Source organism: Salinispora cortesiana (assembly GCF_000484695.1).
Lineage (GTDB): Bacteria > Actinomycetota > Actinomycetes > Mycobacteriales > Micromonosporaceae > Micromonospora > Micromonospora cortesiana.
The window spans coordinates 47,210-67,908 of sequence record NZ_AXVR01000002.1 but is presented as its reverse complement, the minus strand read 5'-3'; the positions used below and the strand labels follow the sequence as shown (position 1 = coordinate 67,908).

18 protein-coding genes and 4 pseudogenes are annotated in these 20,699 nt (G+C 68.9%); 10 read left to right on the top strand and 12 right to left on the bottom strand.

The annotated features are described in order from the left end of the window. Positions 1-55: 55 nt before the first annotated feature. The 3 genes from K228_RS0101920 (at position 56) to K228_RS0101910 (ending at position 2,388) form a co-directional block, all read left to right on the top strand. Positions 56-547, top strand: coding sequence for a MaoC family dehydratase (locus tag K228_RS0101920; protein WP_025616878.1), 492 nt, complete (start codon positions 56-58; stop codon positions 545-547). Between the two features lie 156 nt (positions 548-703). After that, on the top strand, positions 704-2,206 hold the full coding sequence (locus K228_RS0101915; protein ID WP_025616877.1) for an aminopeptidase P family protein: 1,503 nt from the start codon (positions 704-706) through the stop codon (positions 2,204-2,206). Then, positions 2,176-2,388, top strand: a complete 213-nt coding sequence (locus tag K228_RS0101910; protein ID WP_025616876.1) for a hypothetical protein — start codon at positions 2,176-2,178, stop codon at positions 2,386-2,388. The genes K228_RS0101915 and K228_RS0101910 overlap by 31 nt, the downstream gene beginning before the upstream one ends. Positions 2,389-2,421: 33 nt before the next feature. Here K228_RS0101910 and K228_RS0101905 read toward each other — a convergent pair whose 3' ends face one another. The 3 genes and pseudogenes from K228_RS0101905 to K228_RS0101895 all read right to left on the bottom strand — a co-directional run. Then, positions 2,422-3,117 (bottom strand): hypothetical protein, encoded by a 696-nt coding sequence (locus tag K228_RS0101905; RefSeq protein WP_155251548.1) that lies wholly within the window; start codon positions 3,115-3,117, stop codon positions 2,422-2,424. Beyond that, positions 3,114-4,670, bottom strand: a complete 1,557-nt coding sequence (eccE, locus tag K228_RS0101900) for a type VII secretion protein EccE (protein WP_155251547.1) — start codon at positions 4,668-4,670, stop codon at positions 3,114-3,116. The genes K228_RS0101905 and eccE overlap by 4 nt, the downstream gene beginning before the upstream one ends. A gap of 31 nt (positions 4,671-4,701) precedes the next feature. After that, positions 4,702-5,073: pseudogene (locus K228_RS0101895) on the bottom strand (right-handed parallel beta-helix repeat-containing protein); the annotation flags it as partial. Here K228_RS0101895 and K228_RS26685 point away from each other — a divergent pair. The 3 genes and pseudogenes from K228_RS26685 to K228_RS0101885 form a co-directional block, all read left to right on the top strand. After that, positions 5,066-5,443, top strand: a pseudogene (locus K228_RS26685) (hypothetical protein); the annotation flags it as partial. The pseudogenes K228_RS0101895 and K228_RS26685 overlap by 8 nt on opposite strands. Continuing rightward, positions 5,412-6,542 (top strand): annotated as a pseudogene (locus tag K228_RS0101890) (SMI1/KNR4 family protein); the annotation flags it as partial. The pseudogenes K228_RS26685 and K228_RS0101890, both read left to right, overlap by 32 nt. A 23-nt stretch (positions 6,543-6,565) precedes the next feature. Continuing rightward, positions 6,566-7,228 carry a hypothetical protein gene (locus K228_RS0101885; protein WP_025616870.1) on the top strand — a complete coding sequence of 221 codons (663 nt, stop codon included), beginning with the start codon at positions 6,566-6,568 and terminating at the stop codon, positions 7,226-7,228. Here the strand turns inward: K228_RS0101885 and K228_RS0101880 are convergent. The 3 genes and pseudogenes from K228_RS0101880 to K228_RS0101870 all read right to left on the bottom strand — a co-directional run bounded on the left by K228_RS0101880 (position 7,198) and on the right by K228_RS0101870 (position 10,148). Then, complete coding sequence (locus tag K228_RS0101880; RefSeq protein WP_025616869.1) at positions 7,198-7,770, bottom strand: hypothetical protein; 573 nt, start codon at positions 7,768-7,770, stop codon at positions 7,198-7,200. The two genes, K228_RS0101885 and K228_RS0101880, sit on opposite strands and share 31 nt — an antisense overlap. Positions 7,771-8,180: 410 nt before the next feature. Further along, positions 8,181-9,481: pseudogene (locus K228_RS25260) on the bottom strand (choice-of-anchor A family protein). Positions 9,482-9,704: 223 nt separating this feature from the next. Next, positions 9,705-10,148: a hypothetical protein gene (locus K228_RS0101870; protein ID WP_029723290.1), complete on the bottom strand. Its 444-nt coding sequence runs from the start codon at positions 10,146-10,148 to the stop codon at positions 9,705-9,707. A gap of 215 nt (positions 10,149-10,363) precedes the next feature. Between K228_RS0101870 and K228_RS26680 the strand changes: the two genes are divergently transcribed. Together K228_RS26680 and K228_RS28130 are read left to right on the top strand one after the other, a co-directional pair. Further along, the gene (locus K228_RS26680; RefSeq protein ID WP_025616868.1) at positions 10,364-10,714 is read left to right on the top strand and encodes a hypothetical protein; all 351 of its coding nucleotides are present in this window, start codon (positions 10,364-10,366) and stop codon (positions 10,712-10,714) included. After that, positions 10,711-10,866 (top strand): hypothetical protein, encoded by a 156-nt coding sequence (locus K228_RS28130; protein WP_155251546.1) that lies wholly within the window; start codon positions 10,711-10,713, stop codon positions 10,864-10,866. Before K228_RS26680 ends, K228_RS28130 begins: the two co-directional genes overlap by 4 nt. A gap of 250 nt (positions 10,867-11,116) precedes the next feature. Here the strand turns inward: K228_RS28130 and K228_RS0101855 are convergent, their stop codons facing one another. The 4 genes from K228_RS0101855 to K228_RS26670 all read right to left on the bottom strand — a co-directional run bounded on the left by K228_RS0101855 (position 11,117) and on the right by K228_RS26670 (position 16,771). Continuing rightward, positions 11,117-12,220 carry a thiopeptide-type bacteriocin biosynthesis protein gene (locus K228_RS0101855; RefSeq protein ID WP_025616867.1) on the bottom strand — a complete coding sequence of 368 codons (1,104 nt, stop codon included), beginning with the start codon at positions 12,218-12,220 and terminating at the stop codon, positions 11,117-11,119. Between the two features lie 14 nt (positions 12,221-12,234). Next, entirely contained in the window at positions 12,235-13,497 is a 1,263-nt protein-coding gene (locus K228_RS0101850; protein ID WP_025616866.1) for a lanthionine synthetase C family protein, read from the bottom strand. Next, on the bottom strand, positions 13,494-16,388 hold the full coding sequence (locus K228_RS0101845; protein WP_245603404.1) for a lantibiotic dehydratase: 2,895 nt from the start codon (positions 16,386-16,388) through the stop codon (positions 13,494-13,496). The genes K228_RS0101850 and K228_RS0101845 overlap by 4 nt, the downstream gene beginning before the upstream one ends. Before the next feature lie 248 nt (positions 16,389-16,636). Next, a complete protein-coding gene (locus tag K228_RS26670; protein WP_016815038.1) occupies positions 16,637-16,771 on the bottom strand; it encodes an FxLD family lanthipeptide in 135 nt (44 codons plus the stop codon). Positions 16,772-17,289: 518 nt separating this feature from the next. Between K228_RS26670 and K228_RS0101835 the strand changes: the two genes are divergently transcribed. Beyond that, positions 17,290-18,165 (top strand): helix-turn-helix domain-containing protein, encoded by an 876-nt coding sequence (locus K228_RS0101835; RefSeq protein ID WP_025616864.1) that lies wholly within the window; start codon positions 17,290-17,292, stop codon positions 18,163-18,165. Continuing rightward, on the top strand, positions 18,162-18,371 hold the full coding sequence (locus K228_RS0101830) for a DUF397 domain-containing protein (RefSeq protein ID WP_012180837.1): 210 nt from the start codon (positions 18,162-18,164) through the stop codon (positions 18,369-18,371). Before K228_RS0101835 ends, K228_RS0101830 begins: the two co-directional genes overlap by 4 nt. 111 nt (positions 18,372-18,482) lie before the next feature. Here K228_RS0101830 and K228_RS0101825 read toward each other — a convergent pair whose 3' ends face one another. Next, positions 18,483-18,878, bottom strand: coding sequence for a hypothetical protein (locus K228_RS0101825; RefSeq protein WP_025616863.1), 396 nt, complete (start codon positions 18,876-18,878; stop codon positions 18,483-18,485). A gap of 1 nt (position 18,879) precedes the next feature. Further along, positions 18,880-20,214: an NsdA family TPR-like regulatory protein gene (locus K228_RS0101820; RefSeq protein ID WP_025616862.1), complete on the bottom strand. Its 1,335-nt coding sequence runs from the start codon at positions 20,212-20,214 to the stop codon at positions 18,880-18,882. Positions 20,215-20,699 lie beyond the last annotated feature (485 nt).

Below are 20,699 nucleotides of genomic sequence, written 5' to 3'. Positions count from 1 at the left end.
GGACTGCCTTAAAGCGGCCCCTGACCCTATCCACCCGAAACGTCGGAGACAGCAGATGACGCTACGCCGAGTCAACGACAACGAGTACGTCGAAGAGCACGGTGGGGACTACGAGGACTTCGAACCCGGGATGGTGATCCGGCACTGGCCGGGCCGCACCCTCTCCGAGGCCGACAACACCTGGTTGACGCTGTTGACGATGAACCAGCATCCACTGCACTTCGATCAGCACTACGCCGCCGGCGCCGAGTACGGCCGCGTACTGGTCAACAGCGGCATCACCCTGTGCCTGATCGGCGGGATGACCGTGCAGGCGCTCTCCGCACGCGCCGTGGCCAATCTGGGCTGGGACAAGGTGCGGCTCAAGGAACCCGTCTTCGTCGGGGACACCCTCTACGCGACGAGTCGAATCCTGCACAAGCGGCGGTCGCGGTCCCGTCCCGGCAACGGGATCATGACGGTGGAGACAACGGGGACGAAAGCGACCGGAGAGCCGGTGATCGTCTTCGAGCGATCCTTCCTGGTCCGCTGCCGGGAGGCCGGCTGATTTCGTGCCGGGAAGTCGGCTGAGTCCGGTGCCGGGAGGCCGGCTGACCACCGCTGGGCTCCGCACCTGGAAAGGTGCCATAGCCCATCGACTACTTACCACGCGCGGGAATCCATGGGTCGGCGCCGGTGACCCGGTCTGGCAGGATGTGTCGGCATGACGAGCGAGAAACAGGCGAAGGCCAGCCACCGCGGCATTCCCAGCAGCAACGAGTTCCGTGAATTCATCGGCTCCGGATGGGCCAACCCCGACCGGGAGCCCACCCCCCGCGCCGCCGTGGCCGACCATGCCGCCCGGCGCCGGGCCGCGCTGTCGCAGCAGTTCCCCGGCGAGCGGCTCGTCATCCCGGCCGGTGGTCTGAAGGTGCGCAGCAACGACACCGACTACCCGTTCCGGCCGCACACCGCCTTCGCCCACCTCTCCGGCCTCGGCGCGCACACCGACCCGGACAGCGTCCTGGTGCTCGACCCGAAGCCGGGCGGTGGCCACCACGCCATCCTCTACTTCCGGCCGCTGGCCCCGCGAGACAGCGAGGAGTTCTACGCCGACTCCCGTCGCGGCGAATTCTGGGTGGGTCCGCGCCCGAGCATCGCCGACCGGGAGTCGGAACTGGGTATCACCGCGCGGCACATCGACTCGCTCGCCGACGACCTCGCCAAGGATGACGCCGCCGCCCGGCTGCGGGTGGTCCGGGACGTCGATTCGCGCCTCACCGAACTGGTGGACAGCGTCCGCACCCAGGCCGGCGCGACCGCTTCGGAGCAGGAGCGGGAGGAGGCGGACGTGGAGTTCGCCCGGCACCTCTCCACCATGCGACTGATCAAGGACGAGTGGGAGGTGGGCGAGATGCGCAAGGCCGTCGCCGCCACCCACAAGGGCTTTGACGCGATGATCGCCTCGCTGCCCGAGGCGGTCCGCAAGGGCCGCGGCGAGCGCTGGGTCGAGGGCGTCTTCGGCCTCTACTCCCGGCACGAGGGCAACGGCGTCGGCTACGAGTCGATCTGCGCCTCCGGTGACCACGCCAACACGATCCACTGGACGAAGAACACCGGCGAGGTTCGCGAAGGCGACCTGATCCTGATCGACTGTGGGATCGAGATCGACTCGCTCTTCACCGCCGACATCACCCGTACTCTGCCGGTCACCGGCCGCTTCACCGACGTGCAGCGCCGGATCTACGACGCCGTGTACGAGGCGCAGCAGGCCGGTCTGGCCGCGGTGAAGCCGGGCAACAAGTTCAGCGACATCCACGCCGCGGCCAACGCGGTGATCGCCCGAATCCTGCACGAGTGGGGGCTGCTGCCCGAGGGAGTCACCCTGGAGCAGACCCTGGACCGGGAGAAGGGCGGCTGGCACCGCCGCTGGATGGTCCACGGCACCTCGCACCACCTGGGCTTGGACGTGCACGACTGCCAGCTGATGCTGCGCGAGAAGTACATGGACAGCGAGTTGCAGCCGGGCATGATCCTCACCGTTGAGCCGGGCCTCTACTTCAAGTCCGACGACCTGCGGGTGCCGGCGGAGTTCCGCGGCAACGGCGTCCGGATCGAGGACGACGTGCTGGTGACCGAGGACGGCTGCGAGAACCTCTCCGCGGCGATGCCGCGAACCTCCCACGAGGTGGAGGAGTGGATGGCGCGGGTCTGGGCGAACGCCTGACCCACCCCCGTACGACGACGTGGCCCGCGACCGGCGCACCGGTCGCGGGCCACGCCCAGTTGCTCCGTGGACGCAGCTGGTTCCAGGACACGAGGGCGCTCGCGGCCGTCGCCAAGGCCAGGCCGGTCACCACCGACGGCCACCGGCGGGTACTCGCGGTGCTGGCCTACCTGCGCGGCTGAACAGCAGGGGCATCGAGGGGGCCAGCCGGGCGATCAGACACCGCCGCGGGCCACCGAACCGATCAACTGGCGTTCGGTGTGGGTCATACTCAGCATGACCCACTGCACCTTGCCCCTGGTGATCAGGCCGACCATCTCCGGGTGCAGCTGGGTGAACCAGCTCTGCACGCTCACCAGCCCCAGCGCGCTCGCCGCCGTCGCCGCCTCCGCCGCCGTCAGCCGCTGGAGCAGCACGATGTCGCTGCGTACCAGGGCGTTGGAGTCCCAGCCGGCCAGGTCGTCGCGGACCACCAGGGTGGCCCGCCACGGCGCACTGAGCCCCGGGTCGGGGCCGGTGACCGGGCCGGTGTCGACAACAACGAGCTGCGGTTCGGTCGGGGTGGCCGCGGCCGGCGGCGGGATCCCCGGCGGCAGGAAAGAGGCGATCTCCCGGCCGATGACGCAGCGCCGCAGGAAGGCGTCCCACTCCCGCTCGCGTCCTGTCTGGATGAAGAGCCGGGCGCCGAGTGCGATGGCGCGGAAGGCGATCAGCTGGGCGCTGCGTACGCCGCCGGTCAGCATCAGCTGGGTCGGTTCGGCGCGGAACAGGCGCAGCCCCACCGGCTCCTGCTGCCGGTTGCGACCCACGACCAGGCCACCGCCGCCGGCGACCAGGCGCAGGCCACCAACGGAAGCGGCGTCAGTGCGGTGTAGCCCCATCCGACTGTCCGGGAAAGCGACACTCTTCACCGCAGGAAACCTCCGAGCGGGAGCGTGGCGGCCACCCCGTGGGCGTGCTCACCGTCGAGTCGTTGCAGCCGACCGCCGTGGCGGCGGATCGCCTCGTGCAGGGCCTGGTCGGCGGCGGCCAGAGCATCCGGCCCGCTGCCCAACAGCCGGAAGGCCGCCTCCATGGCGAGGTCGTCGCCGTCCGCCCGGCTGGCGGCGATCGACACCACACCCCCGGCGGCGGGGAGTCCCCGTAGCAGTGCGTCGATCTCCCACTGCCGGCTGGGCCACTCCAGCAGCCGGTGGCAGCTCTGCCGGGCGCCCGCGGTCGACCAGGCCCGCCAGGACTCGCGGGCGAGTGGCTGCTCGCCGGCCCCGCCCGGCGCCGTGCGGGTCAGGTGAGTGAGGGTGGTGACCGCGGCGAGCACCTCGTCTTGGTTGAGCATCCGCGCCGCCACCCGCTCCTGCCGCAGCAGCCGCCGGGTCCGCCGAATCACCCCGGTCAGCGTCGGGAGCAGGTCGCGGTCGGCGTGGAAATCGGGGGTCCGCGCTGCCTGGAGCACCACCCACGCCTGCCGGCTGGCCGGCACGTCCCCGTTGGTCAATTCCCGGTACGCCCGGTCCACCGCCGCCGCACCGGGGCGGGCCCGTGGTGTCGGGGTCACCTGGATCAGCAGCTGCACCACCACCGGCGGTGCCTTCGCGTCTGCCGGCGGCAGGAGCGCAGCGGGGGAGGGCAGGGCCTGCGGAGCGCTCATCAGCAGGGCACCCTCGGTGGGGTCGACATCGAAGACGACGCTTAGCCCAGCCGGGTGGGTCAGCAACACCGCCGGCTGGTCGTCGATCTCGACGTTCTCCAGCTCCACGCCGCGCCCCAACTGGGCCAGGAGGTGTCGGGCCGGGTCCGTGTCGACCGGGATCAGCTGCCGGTGTCGCCTCCGGAAAACCCACCAGACCGAGACCCACTGGTGCAGCCAGCGGCCACGGAACCGGATCGCTGTCGGGGCGAGCACCAGCACCGCCACGACAGCGATCACGGCGGTGAGCGCCATGCTGTGCCGGGTGGCGGCCAGTACCGCCGCCACCCCGAACTGCCACGCCACCAGCTGAAAGATGGTGATGCCACCGATCCGAAGCGGAGGCCGGTACGGGCGCACCTGCCGGGCTGCCGGGATGTCGGGCGTGGGCGGTGCCTCGGCCGAGGCAGCGGCGGTGGCGGACGAGGCGGGGGCCGCCTGCGCCGGCGACGCGGCCGTCGCGACAGCGGCCGACTGCGCCGCCGCGTTGGCCTGTGCCGCCGCGTTGGCCTGTGCCGCCGCGTTGGCCTGTGCCGCTGCTCCCCGCGCGCTGTAGACGGTGCTGGTCCCCGCCCGACCCTGCGCACGCTGCGCGGCCCAGGCATGACCGGGCCCACTGTCCGGCTGGCTCACCGGCCATGCGGGCGCCGGCGCACCGGCCTGCTGCCCCGCAGCCCCCCGTTGCGCGGGTGGCGGCTGCTGGGCCGGCTGGGCGGCCGCATCCGGGTGGTGCTGCCAACCCGGTTCACCTGGCCGTGCCGCACCCGGATGAGTCACCTCACGTCCTCCTCAGCTGGGCCGTCACCACTCAGTTACCGATCGCGACGCGGATGTCGGCCATCGTCACCGTACGCAGCGCGTCCAGGTCGGGGCGCTGACCAGACTGGCGCAGCCGCTGCGCCTGGGCCTTGCGTACGCGTTCGAAGAGCTTGCGGGCCTCGCGGGCGTTGCCGAAGTTCTGGTCTCGTTCGATGGTGGCGAAATGTGCCTGGACCAGCTCAGCTGCGCCGTCGGCGAGCAGGTACTCGTCGCCGTCGGCGATCCGCTCCACGATGACGGCCAGCTGCTCCGGGCTGTAGTTGCCAAACTCGATGGTCTTGGCGAAGCGGGAGGCGAGACCTGGGTTCGCGTCGAGGAACTGGCGCATCTCCCCGGTGTAGCCGGCGGCGATGACGGCCACCGCCGCCGAGGTCACTGTGATCGCCGACCGGGTTACTCTGCCGGCGGGGGAGCCGGGCAAGCCCGCGCCGGAGTATGGCCGGGCGCGCGATGTGCGGACCGGGCAACCAGCCCCACTCTTTGACGGGCGGCCCAAGCGGGAGCAGGTGCAGCAGGGACTGCTTGGCGACTGTGGGATGTTGGCCAGTATGGCGGCTGTCGCCGGGCACCGTCCGGAAGCGATCGCGCAGCTCTTTCGGCCAAACCCGGACGGCAGCGTGGACGTGCTGCTACACGAGAGCACCCTGCTCGGTGACTCGATCGGGCCGACCGGCCGGCGGCTGCGGATCACCGTGCACCCCGGAACGCCCCCTGTTCGGGGTGCATTCGCAGCATCCGTCACTGGACCTGGTGCGCGCCCAGCGTGAACATCGGGATCCCTGGCTGTCGTTGGACTGGTTGGTGATCGCGAACCTCGTCGGGGGCCTCCTTGTGCTCTCGTTGCGGGCGCATCCCGTGCCGGGTGAGGGCATCTACTTCCTGCCCGACACCGGGTTGAGTGGACCGATTGGTCCCGAGGGTGCCGTAGGGCGGGAACAGCACCTCGTTCCGTTGGCTCGCTCGATGGGATACTTCCTCGGCCGGATCACCCCGGTCGACGTCTCCGACCTGCCGCCGGCTGAGATCGTCTGGCCTGGGCAGCCCGGCCACTCCGCCCAGGAGGCGCAGTCGCCGTGGGCCCTCCGCCCGGAGGACTATCCCCCGCCGGTGACCCTCCGCCCGGAAAGGCAATCGCCGTCGGTGAATCAGCCGCAGGAGCACCCGCCGTTGGCCGTCCTGCCGGACAGCCGACCGCGGGCCACGGAGACTCCGCCCGGGCCGGCCCAGCTACTGCCGGTGGGGCAGTTCTTCGGCACCTTCTACCCGACGGCCGGTTCGCCCGAGCGTATCCACCGGGTCCGTCTCGGAGCGGAGGTGTGGGAGCTGGACAACGAGCGCTTCACTCTCTGGGCGCTGGCGCACGGGGCCGGTGCCCAGCCGGCCGAGCAGCCCCGGACCGCATCGGCGGTACGCGACGCGGCGGCCGGCCAACTGCCCGGCGTTGACACCGGGCCGTTGTTGGACGGGCTGCTAGCCGAAGGGCTCCTCGTCGAGGTCGCCTCGGCGGAGGCGGTGGAGTTCGCGCGTCGGCACCGGGTCGGCGCCCGTCTACTCGGGCTGGGCAACAGCGCCGAGGAACCCTGGCTCTGGTCGATCGGCTTCTTCGAGCACCCGATGGTGAAGGTGACGCGCACCGTCTACAACCTGTGGGAGCGGGCCCCGTCCGGGGAGAGCCTCTGGGCGATGTGCCAGGCGCTCGCCGCCGAAGAACGGGAGGCCAACGCCACCGACCCAGACCTGATCGACCCGGAACGGATGCTCATCGCGTTCCTGCAGGAAGTCCACCAGCTGCTCGTGGCCAGCGTCATCTACCTGGAGCCGCTGCCGTGACCGACACGACGAGGAACCCCACGATGGTCGAGCCGTTGATCCTGCCGGTGGGGCGCTACACCGGGGAGTTCTTCCCGAGCGTCGGCGCCCCGATGAAGTACAACGCGTTGAGCATCGGCCGGTTCTCGATAACCATGCCCGACCCGCAAGCCTTCGGGGTGTGGGCTGCGGCGCACTGCCCGGTGGACCGACCCGGCGAGACCTGGAACCGGGCCGCGGTGATCGAGGCCGCCGAGCAGATCGGTGTGGTCGACCCAAGTCGATTCGTCACGGAGTTCCTGGAGGAGGGCCTCCTGCTGGAGATCGACCTGGACGCGCCGGATCTGGAGGACTTCGCGCGCGCGTACCGGGTGCTGCCGCTCATGGTGTCGCTGGGTAACACCCCGGACGACCCGCTGCACTACGGCATCGGAATCTTCGGCGCCGCCCCGGTGCTGCGGCTACCCGCGCTGGCCCACGACGTGTGGCAGTGGAGCAGCACCGGCGCCAACCTCTGGGAGGTCTGCACGGCATTCGCCGACGCCGGTGCCCGAGCCGAGGTGGCGGATGCCCGCGAGCACAACCCCCGGTATGTGCTGCGTGAGTTCCTGACCACGCTGCCCCTGCTGGTCGGGGCGTTCGCCGCCTGCCTGGACGAGGCCCGCCGCGATCCGGCTCAACCGACCGGCGGCAGCATCCCGGTGTAGGCGTCGCGAACCGCGGCCAACCGGTCGCGCCGGAAACGGCCCGGGTCCCGTCGGCGTAGGTCACGCCCCCGTTCGCTGGTGAAAGCGCTGGCCGGCACGGTCTCCGCGCCGGGCGGGACGAACTTGAGTACCTCGTCGAGGGCCGCGACGGCCCGGAGTAGCGTCGCCTGGGCTCGCTGCCCCGCCTCCACGGTCGCCCTGCCCGCCGGCACCGACCTGGCGTACGCGTCGGCCGCCCAGAGCCACTCGCCGGGGTCGAGGAGCTGCGACGGCTCGGCCGCGCCGTAGTGGAAGCCGCCGGACGGGGCGGCTGCGGGTCGAAGGGCTCCGGCAGCCAGGGTGGGCTCGGCGGGCAGTCGGAAGGTGAACTCGCGGGCCCGGCCGCAGGCGGGGCAGGGGCCGCTGTAGCGGGACGCCAGGTCGCCGTCCTCGAGCGCCACGACCGCACTCTGCCGGTCGAACCGTGCCTCCCCGCAGGCGCAGGGCCGCAGGTCCATGTAGAGGTGCGCCTCCGCGCTCGTGCGACTCGCAGGCAGGATCATGCGCTACACCGTACCGATTCTGGTGCTCAAAGAAGCCCCACGCCAGGTGTCGTCGCCGTCGCGGTGGCGGCAGAGCGGGTCAGGAGTGGTCAGCGTGCGGCTCAGGGGTGGAAGGTGTGCGGCTTGGGGGCGGTATGTGTGCATTTAGGGACGGTACTTGTGATAGGGAGTGAAATCGAGGATAAGGGGTAGAAAGCTAACTGGACACCTCTCGTCCGTCAATGGTTGCTCTGTACCAGATACGCCGGGCAGAACGATGGCCTGGGCATCGCTACCCAGGCCATCGTTCGTGCGGTGCCGGCGTGAGTGCCGGTCGCCGTGCTCTCGCCGCACCTACGGCGGTGCCGCGCCCGGCGGGCCGCTGGGGTGGATTGGGTGTCGGGCGGCACTCTCGCCCGCCCGACAAGCGCTCAGCTTCCGGCGTTGCGCCGCCGCCGGTGCGTGAGACTGATTGTGAGCAGGAAGACTGTTCCGGTCAGCACGGCCAGGCCGCCGACGAAGAGCACTGACCCGCTGGACGATCCGGTGATTGGTAGGCCGGTCCCGGTCGGGCTTGGCGTGACGGTCGGGGTCACCGTCGGATCGGTGGTCGGCGTGCCGGACGGTGTGGCGGTCGGGCTGGCCGTCGGGGAAGCACTGTCACAGGCGAGCGTCGTGCTGAAGGGGTAGTCGTGGATTTCCCCGCCGCGGTGCTCCAGGGTGCGCGCGATGATGCTGCCTTCGGTGTTGCTCTGATCAAGATCGGTGAAGTCGGCCCGCGGCGCGTAGATCGTTCCTTCGACCGTGGCCCCGCCGGACGCGAGGGTGAGGGCGGTGGCGGTGGGAAAGTTGAACAGGATGAAGCGGGCTTCGGGCCCGCCGATGCCCGGGCGAAGTTCGGTGCGATCCAGTCGAAGGTGTCCCCCGCGTCGGTGGTGTTGACGTTGACCAACAACGGTCTGTCTGCGGTCGGCTGGTCGGCGAAGGTCAGGATGCCGATGTTGTCCAGATCGGTCGAGTTGATGTTCAGCACGTTGGTGGTGTTCGCGCTCAGGTTGATGACGGCGTTGGTTCTAGGTGGGATGGGGGAGGAGATCGGGTCGCCGTTCGGGTCCCGCAGCACGACGGTGTTCTGGCACGTCGCGAGTTCGGTGGAGTTCGACCGGAAGGTCTGGAACGCCTCGGCAAAGTCGATCACCGAGACCGGCCCGACACTCGTTTCCGGCTGGCTGGTGACGAGTTCGATCCGGGGCGAGGCGTCGTAGCTATTGATCGGCAGGATCCGCGTGTTCGCCGGTGCGTTGTTGGTGTCAACATTCCGGACGAAGGTGTCGTTCAGGTTTCCGATCTTGGCGTATCCATTCTGCAGGACCTGGAGGCGGGTGCTGGCCACACTGTTCGCAAAGTCCACCTGCCCGTCAACCACGAGCGCCGTCGGGAGGTTATCGCCGGGGGCGAAGAAGTTTCCCGCGCTCACCACGGCCAACTGGTACTGCCCAAATGCGAGGTTTCCACCGACGGCGAGCGTCCCCTCGTTCTCCGTACCGATCAAGGTCGCGTTTCCCTCCGTCATGACCAGAAATCCTTCGGTGGCCTGGACGGGGTCGATCGGGCCGACGGGCGCGGCGCTGACCACGTTGCCCATCATCACGAATGCGGTGGCGGCGGCGACTGCGGCGGTCGCGGCGGTCGCGGCGGCGCGGGTATTAGCCACCTTTGCGCTCTTGTTCATGATTTCCCATCACATTGACGACTATTTGCCCTCCTCGGGGATGATAGTCATCAAATGGGCGATTCATGCGTCTTGGCCGGGCCGGGCCTGTCGAGTCGAGACCGCGTAGCGCCAGACCGGGGCAGCGCGTCCGGGCTGTGCCCCACTAGCGCTGCGTGCTGGCCCGGGAGTGCGGTGGCTCCGACCAGGCGCTAACCGAGGCTGATGCCGGCGAGTGGAAGCGTCACCGGATCGGATTCGCCCGCAACATGGCGTGCGCCACGAGGACGTAGACCACGGTGGGTCCTAGCACAGCGGCCACGCCGCAGAGGCACGCCAAACCCGTGCTAGCGGCCGACGTGCCGGCTGCTACCGCCATGACAGCAACGTAGATCGAGGCCAGCGTGGCGGCGACCGCGATCGTGATCAGCAACTTCAGGGAAAGGCGTCCGCGCTTCGTGGCTATCTCGCCGACCAGACTGGCCGGCAAGAACAGCAGCGGCACCAAGCCGGCACCCAGCACGATAGCAAGCAGCATCGTCGTCAGCCCAGCTATCGGACTACCTAGTGGTGCATCGGTCAACACCGCATATCCGAACAGCCCTATGTAGGCGACGACCGCCTGCGCAACGAAGAGCGAACAGGCCGCAACCGCACCCACAAAGTGCCGGACAGCCCGATTGATCATGGCACCTCCCCGTACGACGGCTTCAGCAGTTGCCGCCACATCATCATATAGATCTTGTCCATACTCGACTCTCCCGCACCGGCCCCTCTGCGTCTTGGCTTTGCCGGGCCGCGTGACGCCCCGGAGTTTCGGATCTCGCGAGAGTGGTCAGTCAGACGTGTGTGCGTCAGCTCCAATAAGCCGCGAGTATCACCGGTATGCCGCATAATCCGCCCATGACCTCTACCGGCTCCTCGCGGCTGTCACTGTGGTCCACGGACTCCGTACTGTCGATTGGCTCCCACGGCTCGGTGCTGTCCATCGGCAGTGTTGGCTCGATCGCCTCCATCGCCAGTATCGGCTCGGCCGGATCGATCCTGTCCGTCGGCTCCGCGCTGTCGACCGGATCGGCCCTGTCCTGGCGGTCGCGCTGGTCACTATTGGCCGACCAATCCTTCGGCGCCGCGCTGTCCACCCGCAGCAGCAAGCGTGCACTCACCGGGCCCCCTGCCGTGTTAGCAGCCGTTGCGCTCGCCGCCTACGCCGGCTACCTATTGGCGCGCTCCCGCCCATCCGACACAAATTGACCCTCGCGGCGAAGGGTGACCGGCTGCTCCGCAGCGAAAGGGGCAACGTGGTGGCCGCTTCGACCTACTCCCGGGTCTGGCAGGCAGCCCGGGAGTTCGCGCTGACTCCGGCTCAGGTGGCGTCCCCGATGGGGGGCGGCCATACGACCTGAGGCGCGCGTCGGGGTCGTTCTGGCTGAACCAGGGCGTCCCGGCGCGCCCGATGTCGCGGACCGCGCTGGGCGCTCAGTCGACATGCTGCTCAAGGTGTATGGCGAGTGCATCGATGGCCATGAGGTCAGCGTCAACCAGCGCATCGAGGAGGCGCTGGACGACGACTCGGATGGATAGGCTCGGCCAGCCGCCGGAGAATCCACGTCGCGTCCATTGCGGCCCACATGAGCTGCGAAAACAGCTTCAAGATCAATCCACAAATAGTCCTCGGCACCTCAGGGGCCTGACCTGTGTGTTCAACCCGTTGAGGATCTTGTACACGGTTTCCAGGTCGACGCCGGGGAGGAACTGCTCGCGGGGCACCGTACGGAACGCGTACGCGACGGCGGCGGAGCAGATGTGGCCGCGCTGTTCGAGCGTGCTGGCGAGTTGTTCGCGGAGCGTCGCGGCACTCGACGTTCCCGGTGCGGTGGGGGAAGTGTTCACTGCGTTGACCCTACTTCCGATCTTGGCGGCGGGTTGATAGCCGGATGGGGTGTCGAACTGGTGGTGGAAGGTGACGGTCACGGCCGCCGTCGCGAGTAGCCAGGTGTCAGCGGCGGAGATGCCGAGCCGGTTGAACAGGAACAGAAGGTGGTGGGTCAGCACCTCGCGTAGGTCACGGGTCAGCGCCCCGTGCCGGTCGAGGAAGCCGAGTTCCCCGCCCGCCTGCTCGTGGGCTTGTGGCCATGGCGGGGTGATGACCAGAGGGCTTCCGGCCGTGTCGTCGGCTGCGGTGATCAGGCGCTGCACGGCCACGACGAGCCTGGGGCTCGGCGTGGGGGCGTTCGGTTGGTGCCGGCGGGAGTTGAGAAGCCGCCAGACGTCGCCCTGCTCGGAGAACTCCAGTCCGGCGGCGCGCATGAGGCGAGTGGCGAGCAGGACGCCGAGTTCACGCCGGTGGGTGCCGCCGGCGGTGGCGAGATGGCCGAGGATGTGGCGGCTGTCGGCGTGGAAGAGGGTGTGGGCGATCGTCATGGCCTGGTCCCCGCCGAAGACGTACGCCTCCGGGCGGTAGACGGGCTCCGTGACACCGCGGATGCACTCGTCGTCGGTGATGGAGGCGAGGAGGGCATAGACCTGGGCGAGCTGGTCGCCGGGCAGTAGCCGCAGCCGCCACGTCTCGCTCTTACGGATAAACCAGAAGGCGGTAATCGCCCGGTGGTCTTCCGCAGCGGTGAGCTCAGAGGCGAGCCGCGTTGCGGCGAAATCCTCAGCGGCCTGCCAGTCCGAGAAAGTCAGGTTGAGCTGGCGCCATCGGCTCGCCGGCGCCAGGCTTGGTGGCTCGGTGTCGGGTTCGGAATCGAGATCCACGACGCTCTCCTTGTCTAGTTGATCAGCAGGCTGGTGGCCCAGCGGACGTCGGTGCCGGTCGCGACGGTATGCAGGGTGAGTGCGATTCCGGCGGGGCCTGTGATCAAGCCGGATCGTGCCGGGGTGGTGTCCGTGGCGTGCTGGATCAGCAGGCGCACGATCTGGGGCAGCTGTTTCTGGAGGCTGGTGGTGCGGGCGTCGGCGGCGGTGTACCAGGCCGTAGCGGCAAGTCCTGCCCAGCCGTGACACAGCGACGGATCGACGATCCGGTTGAGTTGGAGGGGGTCGGCCAGGCAGCGGGTCAGGACCTCTTCTGCCGCCTCGTGCCGGGCAGGGTCGTCGAGGGCGATCCCGGCCAACTGCTGGGCGCGGGCGACTCCAGGGATGCCGTAGCACCAGGACGGCCGCGCCGGTCCGCTGATGGAGGGCTTTCCGGCGTGCAACTCCGCGACGGTGATCTTCTCTGGCCACCACGGGCCCGCAGGGCTCGCCTGCTGCCAGCAGTCGAGCCACGTGCAGATCCGGCGGATCGCCTCCGCGTGCCCCGACACCCGGATGTCCTGCCGCATCGCCAGAGCCAGGAGGGCCAAAGGGCCGGCGATGCCGTGCGCCATGCCGACGTTGGCATGCCCGCCCTGCTCCGAACCTTCGCGGTCGGCTGCGTCTGCGCTCCACCACCCCGGCGCGAACCGGCCCGCAGCGTCGTCGGTGTGCACCGGCTCGGTCAGCCGAACCAGGTACGCCAGCACCCGCCGGAGCAAAGGTCCGTCCGGGGCGCGGCGCAGCAGGTGGGCTCCCAGGCCCGTCAGCCCACGTACGAGGTCGAACTCCGACAGCGAAGGCCGGGAACCCGCCGCGAGGCGTGCTGTGGCAGCGGCCAGACGGCATTCCACCAGGTCATCGAAGGCATGATCAAGCACGTCCAGGGCTGCCGGGCGGGCGTGCGGCATGGCGATGGTCAGTGCGTGGGTGACAGCGGGTGCGCCGAACCAGAGTCCGGCTCCGCTGCCGTTGTTCAGGGTGTCAGCGGTCGCGCGTCGCAGCCATGCATGGACCGGTTCCCACCCGCCGTGTCCTGTTTGCGCTCGCGCCCCGTGCAGGAGTGCCACCCCGGCGGCGCCCCGGGACAGCGACTGGGCGTACCAGCGGGTACTGCGTGGCCCGTAGTCGTTCGCTCCGAAGTCCGGGGGCGGCGGCTCGGTCAGGGTGTCGGTGATGCATGCGGCCATCGTCTCGGCCGCCCGTAGCAACGGTGTCCTCATCAGTGTTGCGGTCATCGGGACGCTCCTTCGGCGCGCACCCGGCGGCGCACCGCCGCCAGCGCGATATGGCGGGCCAACCGGTACGTGAGCTGTTCGGCTTCTTCGTCGGGGCCGAGAGCGCGAACGACGTGCAGGTGTATCAGCGACGTGAGCACCGAGGCGGGGGTGAGCGGGCCGGCGACGGCGGACAGTTCGGCGGCGTAACGGTTTGCGGCCTTGGAGCGTTCCTGCCATGCATGCTGGATGGGCTCGGGAAGTTCGCTCGGGTCGAGGGTGACCGCTTGGCGCAGCACGTCTCGCTGGACCGGTGCCTGCCCGGTCTGCTCGGGGCGCGCCACCAGCCACTCGCACCCGGCGGTGCGGCTGCCGAGCATCGAGGCGGCTAGATCGACCATGCTCTGGGCGGTCAGTGTCCGCCGATCGATCCCAGACTCAGGCTGCGCAACCAGCTGTGCCAGGGCTGCGGTGGAATCAGCGGCGAACAACATCTCGGCCGCTGCCAGCGCGGTGCCGCAGCCGTAGCGACCGGACTCGGGATGGTACGTGTCCAGGCTCCAATCGCCGGCAAGGCGCTGCTGTCGGAGCCCGGCGACCCACCGCCCGACCCGTACCGCCGCGTCGCCGTAGTCATCGGTGTGCAGTCGTAGTCGAAGATGCGGAGTGGGGCGTTGCATGCGCACGAACCACCACAGCGGCGGCGCGGGCCAGTCGGCGAACAGCGCGGGCAGCCCCCGCATCACCACCAGCTCCATCGTCGAAGGCTCGACGGCCACCGAAGCGGACAGCAGGCCACTGGCACCCGGTATGACCGGCTCGGGGGGAGCGGGCGGGGGCCATGCGCCGCGCTCGGTCACCGCAGCCGGCGCGGCAGCGGGCTCAACCGTCGAGGCGACGGGCACGACGATCTCGTGGGCGCGGCCGGAGAGCCAACCGAAGTCCTCTGGGCCCGCCGCGTCCACCACGGTTACCGGTCCGGCGCTGGCGTCCAGGTGGGCACGAAGCAGGGCATGATCCATGGACTGATCGAGGTGGAGCCGAAGCCGCTGGTCACCGTTGCCGACCTGCACCCACGCCGGCAGCCGCAGCCTCGTCCGCAGCGCCTCCCAGGCCGTCAACCATTCGCCATCGCCTGCGTTCGCACCGGGCAGGGACGTCGGATCGACGCGCCACCGGGCCGCCACCAGGAGGACGCGGCCGTACCTCAGCGCGGGTCGAAACGGCAAGCAGGAAGCCGCACCCCAGTCGAACGGTTTCAGCCGGGCATCCGTGGCTCGCGGCAGCTCCAGGAGAAACCGGACGAGCAGCGGCATCGTGTGTACGGCCGCAGCATGCGCCACCGTCGGCTCGACCACCCGCCGCCGCGACATCGACACCAGCACCAGCCGATCGCGGCCGGCGGTCACACCGAGGTCGTCGAGGTCAATGACGTTCTCGGTCACGGGTCGGTGCTCGGCGAGGCTGATAAGCCGCGGGAGTACCTGCCGGGAGTTGAGCACGTTCTGGCTGTGTAGCTTCCGCGGCGGGAAGCTCAGCTGCGCCGGCATGGCCCCGGCGACCGCGACAGGAAGGTGGGCGAACTCCCGGCACATCAACTCTCGGTCGGTGTAGGGCAGCCCTTCGAGAAAGCGCCCGCTCGTCGCCATCGCCGAGCGGCCCATGCCGGTCAGCGCGACAGTGAACCGTCCCTGGGTCAGCGCCTCCAGCGAGACCGAGCGGACCTCTGCCGAGACGTCGACGTGAGGGCTGACAGGCCCGGAGACCTGGCCAGTGCCGGCGAGCCGTTCGACGGCCGCGTCATCGAGAACCACCTCACGAGCACCGTCGATCACCGCCTGCTGAGCCATCGCGAGCAGGCGCTCGTCACGACCGGACATCAGAGCCGCAGGCGCGTCGGCCACGGTGTCGAAGTGTGCTGGGAAGCCCAATCCCACGAGTGGATCTACCAGCCGGGCGAGCGGCACCACTGCCGTCATCCCGTAGCGGTCGACGAACCGGGTCCGGTACGCACACCACTCTGGCCGCCCCGCCGGATCTGGCGTCAGCCGTCGTAGCACCTCCACCGATGCGGCGATCTCGGCGGCGACCTGCTCCGGCAGGGCGACCTGATCCGCGAGCTGAAGATCCACCGCGAGCGGCTGGGTGGCCGTTGCCGCGCTGCGCATATCGTCGGCGAGCCCACGAAGGTACGTCGTGCGCCATGCGCTGGTACCACCGAGACGACCATGCAGCGAGCACAGTTTGGCCCGAAGGGCTCGCTGTCCCTCAGGAGCACCGTCGAACGCCGCATCGAGGGTGTCCAGGACATGCCTGATCGGGTCCATGCACGTCGATGGTGGTCGGAGAGCGGAGATCAACACTCCGTGGTCCACCAAGCCGGCGACCATCGCGTTAGCGGACGCGCGTGGGAAGCCTGGAAACGCAGCAGCGACCGCGTCGACCAGCTCAGCCCACGGCAACGGGGCAGGGGCGAGTGACACCGCCAGGCGTACCGCTTCGGTGTTCCTCACCGAGGTCGACTCCGCGCTCGCGGAGGCGTGCGGCCGGCGCGCCACGACGATCCGAGGCCCCTCCACCAGCGCCAGTTTGTTTGCCTGCACGGGCAAACGGCGGCGCACGTCGGGGTCAGCTTCGAGGCGCGCAATCAGGGACGCTAGCCAACTCGCGTCCGGCCGTACCCGGATCGCCGGCTGCCCTGCCGGCACCACCGCAGCCACCGTGTCGAACCACAGGGTCGCCACGCCCGAGAACAACCCGAAGGGCGTCGCACGCCGCTGCGCACGAACCAGGTACCGCGCCAGCGCCAGCGCCATCCGCCACCCTCGGTCCGGACCAGTGCTTCCTGTGACGAGTACGGCTTCTACGCGAGCAGCGAACTCAGGGCTGGCGGCCCAGACAGCCTCGGCCAGGCCGACCTTCCGCTACGCCGCGTGCAACCAGTCCCCGATTCCGGAGGTGTCGCTCCGGTCCGGCCACGGCGCTGGGCCGTCGGGCCATGAGTGAGCGGCCATGCGGATCGTCGCGGCATCGACCGACCGAAACATGGGTTGTCCTCCTTCCGTCACGAAGCGCTCCTCCGGGGAATGGCTGGGCTGTAGGGGTGCCGGTTCCGGCAGGCATCGGGGGATCGCCTGCCGGAACCAGCGGGGGTGTTCGGTCAGCAGTCGCTGCCCTTCACGGTGTCGCAGCCGTCGTCCGTGTCGGCCAGCAGCGCGGCGGCGACCGGCCCCTCCGTGACGATCTGCACGTCGAGCTCGAACGGGTCGTTGCTGACGGCGAGCAGGCTGTTCATGGCAACCTCCAATGGGACTGGGATGATGGGTGGGCAGGTAGCCCCCGCAGCTACCGGCACGTTGGCAGGCGGATCGATCCGCCTTCCTGGAACGGCGTCCCAAGAGAACTCGCGACGTTCGGCCTGCCCGCCGCCACGCCCTCCTTGGCAGTGACAGCGGGCAGGGGCCCCAGGTATGCCGGATGGCGATCAGCGCTCGTGGCGTCCATGCCGCTCCTCCCGCATTTCGGACGTGGGGGTCCGCCGCGAAACTGTCGCCACCTGCCCCCACTTCAAGCCGTATACACATCGCTTGTTGTGCTTCCACGATCGCGGTTCTTGCGTATCCCCGGGAACACCGGCCAATGGGGAAAGTTGGGGAGAGACTTACCGGTCGCTGCGTGCTTGACCAGGGATTTCTATAGGGAAAGCATGATCGGCGCTGGCGGGGTTCGGCAAAACAGGCGTTACGCTCTCGTCTGCCGGAGTCCAGGCAGGATGGACCCTCGGGCTATTCGCGTCTCACGCCGGAGGTGTCGGTGATCAGTCCATATGTTCGTCGTCGCCGGCTCGCTACCGAACTCGTGCGACTACGGGAGGAACACGGTTACTCCGCTGAGCGGCTCTGCAAAGAGGCAAAGATCGCCAAGCAGAAACTGAGCCGTTTGGAGAACGCGAGAGTCCGACCAGATCAAGACGAGATCATGCGAGTCCTCGACCACTTTCGGGTTGGCGAGAAGCGGTGGGAAGAGATCATGGCCATCGCTCGCGAGTCCCAGGAGAACGGATGGTGGGAGAAGTTCCGCGTCGAGATGGGACCACGGCAGGCCCTCTACGCGGACCTGGAAGCCGGTGCGGAGCACATCGCCGAGTACCACATCACCCTGCTGCCGGGCTTGTTGCAGATCCCGGCGTACACCGAGGTCCGCGCGGTGGCAGATCGTGCTGCCTACCCCCGAAGATTCACGGTGGAGCGAGCACTGGAAGCCCGAGCTGCCCGGCAACGGGTCCTGGACAGACCGGGCGGACCCACCTACGAAGTGATCATCGATGAGCTCGCGATCCGTCGGCATGCCGCACCGCCGGAGATCGTCCGCGCGCAGCTTGACCACCTGATCAACGTCGGTCACGAGAAGCAGAAGACCACGATCCGGGTACTGCGGCTGGCCACGCGAATCGCTGGCAACGCGGTACCCCGGTCGTCGTACTTCAGCTACCGATACCCCGACCCGAGCGATCCGGTGGTCGTCGCGGTCGACACCATCACCAGCGACCTCGTCCTCACCGACCCCGACGAGGTTGCCAACTACGCCTCCCTGTACGAGCGACTGCGTTCCGCGGCCCTCAGCCCTGCCGACAGCCTCGACTTCCTCGCCAGCGTGGCGGAGGAACTGCCCGACTACACCAGGAGATGACCATGCACCCCGAGAAGTTCACCAACTGGCGGAAGTCCAGCCGCTCCGGCGGTGGCGACAACTGCATCGAGGTCGCCGTCGCGCTCGACGGCACCGTGGGCATGCGGGACTCGAAGGACCGGACGGGACCAGTGCTGGGGTTCACCCGAGGTGAGTGGACGGCGTTCACTGACGCCATCCGCGACGGTGAGTTTGACGCCTACTGAGCTGCTGCCTCGTCGGCGCGCCCGGAAGCCGGGCGCGCCGTGCTGACCTCGGCCGACGTGCGTTTCACCCTTGCAGGCGCAGCTCATGCTGGTCGGCGTAGTGTCGTCCGCTCAGCGCGTCGAGACGAGCGCCTGCTCAATGTGTTCGAAGATGTCTGAGTTCGTCTCCTGGTGCCACTCCGGCATGTCTGACCAGTCGGCTGCGTAGGAAGCCTTTGGGCTTGCGAAGTGTTTGAATATCTGCGCAATCCAGCACAGGGCGACGAAGCGTCCTTTCTGCTCACGGGTCAGCTTCGTGGTTGCGCCGTCGGCTACCTCGATGAACTGGCGGACCTGCTCATACACAGCAGCGGCACTCTCCCGTTCCCATTCGGGCGTATCTTCCCAGGGCGTGACGTAGCCCGGTTTCGGTGCGCCGGGGTAGTGCTTGCGGACGCCCGCGATCCATGCCTCGCGGAACACGCGCCCCGGTTCTTCGACCTGCACGCTGGTCCTCCCTCTGGTCATGTCAGTTCCCTGCCCTTGTCAGGGCGCTGATCTGGCGGTTGAGATGCCGTACGTGAGTGTCGGCAAGGAACGGCTGCAAGCGGTGGTGTAGTTGGTTAAGTTTGGAGCCGACCACGCCCGAGCCGCTTTGGCGGGCAGTGTCGAGGGCGGCGCTGCCGTAGAGCACGATCTGGTGTACGTCGCTACGTTGGACTCCGACCAAGGCGAGGTCCGTCAGAACGGTTCCGCGTCGTCGCGTGGAGAGGGTCTGCGACAGAGCGCCGGACAGCACCGGCTCGGCCAGGTCTGGCCGCCTCAACTCGACGTAGCAGGCTCCGCGTTCCTCGGCGAGCCGGGAGCCGTCGAAGCGCAACCAACCGCCGTTGTGAACCTGGCCGGGCAAGTGGTTGACCTCTTCAGCTTGGTCGAGCGCCCGCCGGCATCCGCCCAGGTCACCGAGGCCCGCGAGAGCCTGCGCCTGCACAGTTCGTGCCCAGTGTCGGGTCGACAGCGCGCTGTCGCCGTTCTGGGCCAGGTCGGCGGCAACGGCCAGCATCGGTGCGGCGTGCCGGAAGTCGCGCTCGTAGACGCTGATGAAGGCGTGACGGATCATCGCGCACGTCCAGAGGTCGTAGGCAGCGGCTTCTCGCGCGGCGGTCGCTGCCAGGGTGTAGCAGTGCGCGGCCTCGCTGTACGCGTTCGCGTCGAAAGCGACCTCGCCGGCGAGCTGAAGCAGGTCAGCGGTGACCCCGCAGAGCCGACGGTGCACGGGTGTCGTGTGGGATCGGCGTAGGTTGGCGGTGAGCATCGTCAGCTGACGGTTGACCAGCGGTGATATTGCCGCCTTGGACTCGGCCGCGCCGAAGGCCGCCCACAGCTGGGCGTTGAGCCCCTCGTACTCGTCGAGGGTCGCTGGGTCTAGTCGCCTGTTCCCGTCACTCGAGGACTCGATGCGCGCCCAGTCGAGCTGGCTGCCCGGGACGGGCGCGGCCAACAGCGCACCTGTCAGACTCAGCAGGCGTAGCAACTCGCGGCGGTTCATATCGCCAGTGTCCGTGATCTCCCCGCCGATCAGCGACTCACCCGGGTCATCATCGGCGGCGGCGAGCGCCTCACCCGGAAGTATCCGTTGCGCAACGGGGTCAGTATGGCGTTGGCCACGGGTGATGTAAAAACCTAGGTCGGCGTCCCGCGATGCCTTCAGCACCGCACGGAACGCCTCCCGGGTCGTGGGCTTGGGCCAGCGGTGTTCTCCCCGCTCAAGTTTGCCGACGTGGTTGGCGTCCATGCTGGTTCTCGTGCTGTAGGTGTCCCACAGGTAGTTGTTGACCGCCTCGGCGACCTCCTGCCGGGACATCCGACGGCCTGAACCACTCGGGGACAGAAGTCGGCGGCGGGCGTCGCTGAGCAGGGTGTTGGGGCCATCTGACACACCCGACTTCCGTGCCAACCCATCGCCGCCCGTCGAACTCGCTGGTAGTCCTATCAGGCGGCCCTGCGAGATCGCTGCCACCCTCATCCCTGGCCTGCCGGACCTCGGCCTCCCCTGCCGAACGAGGCGATCCGACGGTCCGGTTTGCCGGAATGCCACGCCAGAATGCCAGCGTGACTACCTGATTACAAGGCGAACTACCATCGGAACGTCAGGCTGACGGACCGCAACCGTCCGGGTGGCCTGCTCGCCCCTGACAGGCACGGCAGTGCCACCAAGGGCTGCCGCAACCAAACGGGCCTACTGATCTGCCGCCGAGCGAGCGTCACGGTGAGTGATGGAGTTCGGTGGAGATCGACGTGCGGTCGTGTCGAGATAATTGCGGTGGGAGACACCTCGACCAAAAGGCA

What these genes read in the sequence shown, in the direction of transcription:
- K228_RS0101920 (WP_025616878.1), top strand. Translation starts at nt 56, where the DNA reads ATGACGCTACGCCGAGTCAACGACAACGAGTACGTCGAAGAGCACGGT.
- K228_RS0101915 (WP_025616877.1), top strand. Translation starts at nt 704, where the DNA reads ATGACGAGCGAGAAACAGGCGAAGGCCAGCCACCGCGGCATTCCCAGC.
- K228_RS0101885 (WP_025616870.1), top strand. Translation starts at nt 6,566, where the DNA reads ATGGTCGAGCCGTTGATCCTGCCGGTGGGGCGCTACACCGGGGAGTTC.
- K228_RS0101880 (WP_025616869.1), bottom strand. Translation starts at nt 7,770, where the DNA reads ATGATCCTGCCTGCGAGTCGCACGAGCGCGGAGGCGCACCTCTACATG.
- K228_RS0101870 (WP_029723290.1), bottom strand. Translation starts at nt 10,148, where the DNA reads ATGATCAATCGGGCTGTCCGGCACTTTGTGGGTGCGGTTGCGGCCTGT.
- K228_RS26680 (WP_025616868.1), top strand. Translation starts at nt 10,364, where the DNA reads ATGACCTCTACCGGCTCCTCGCGGCTGTCACTGTGGTCCACGGACTCC.
- K228_RS0101850 (WP_025616866.1), bottom strand. Translation starts at nt 13,497, where the DNA reads ATGACCGCAACACTGATGAGGACACCGTTGCTACGGGCGGCCGAGACG.
- K228_RS26670 (WP_016815038.1), bottom strand. Translation starts at nt 16,771, where the DNA reads ATGAACAGCCTGCTCGCCGTCAGCAACGACCCGTTCGAGCTCGACGTG.
- K228_RS0101830 (WP_012180837.1), top strand. Translation starts at nt 18,162, where the DNA reads ATGACCATGCACCCCGAGAAGTTCACCAACTGGCGGAAGTCCAGCCGC.
- K228_RS0101825 (WP_025616863.1), bottom strand. Translation starts at nt 18,878, where the DNA reads ATGACCAGAGGGAGGACCAGCGTGCAGGTCGAAGAACCGGGGCGCGTG.
- K228_RS0101820 (WP_025616862.1), bottom strand. Translation starts at nt 20,214, where the DNA reads ATGTCCCGGCAGGAGGTCGCCGAGGCGGTCAACAACTACCTGTGGGAC.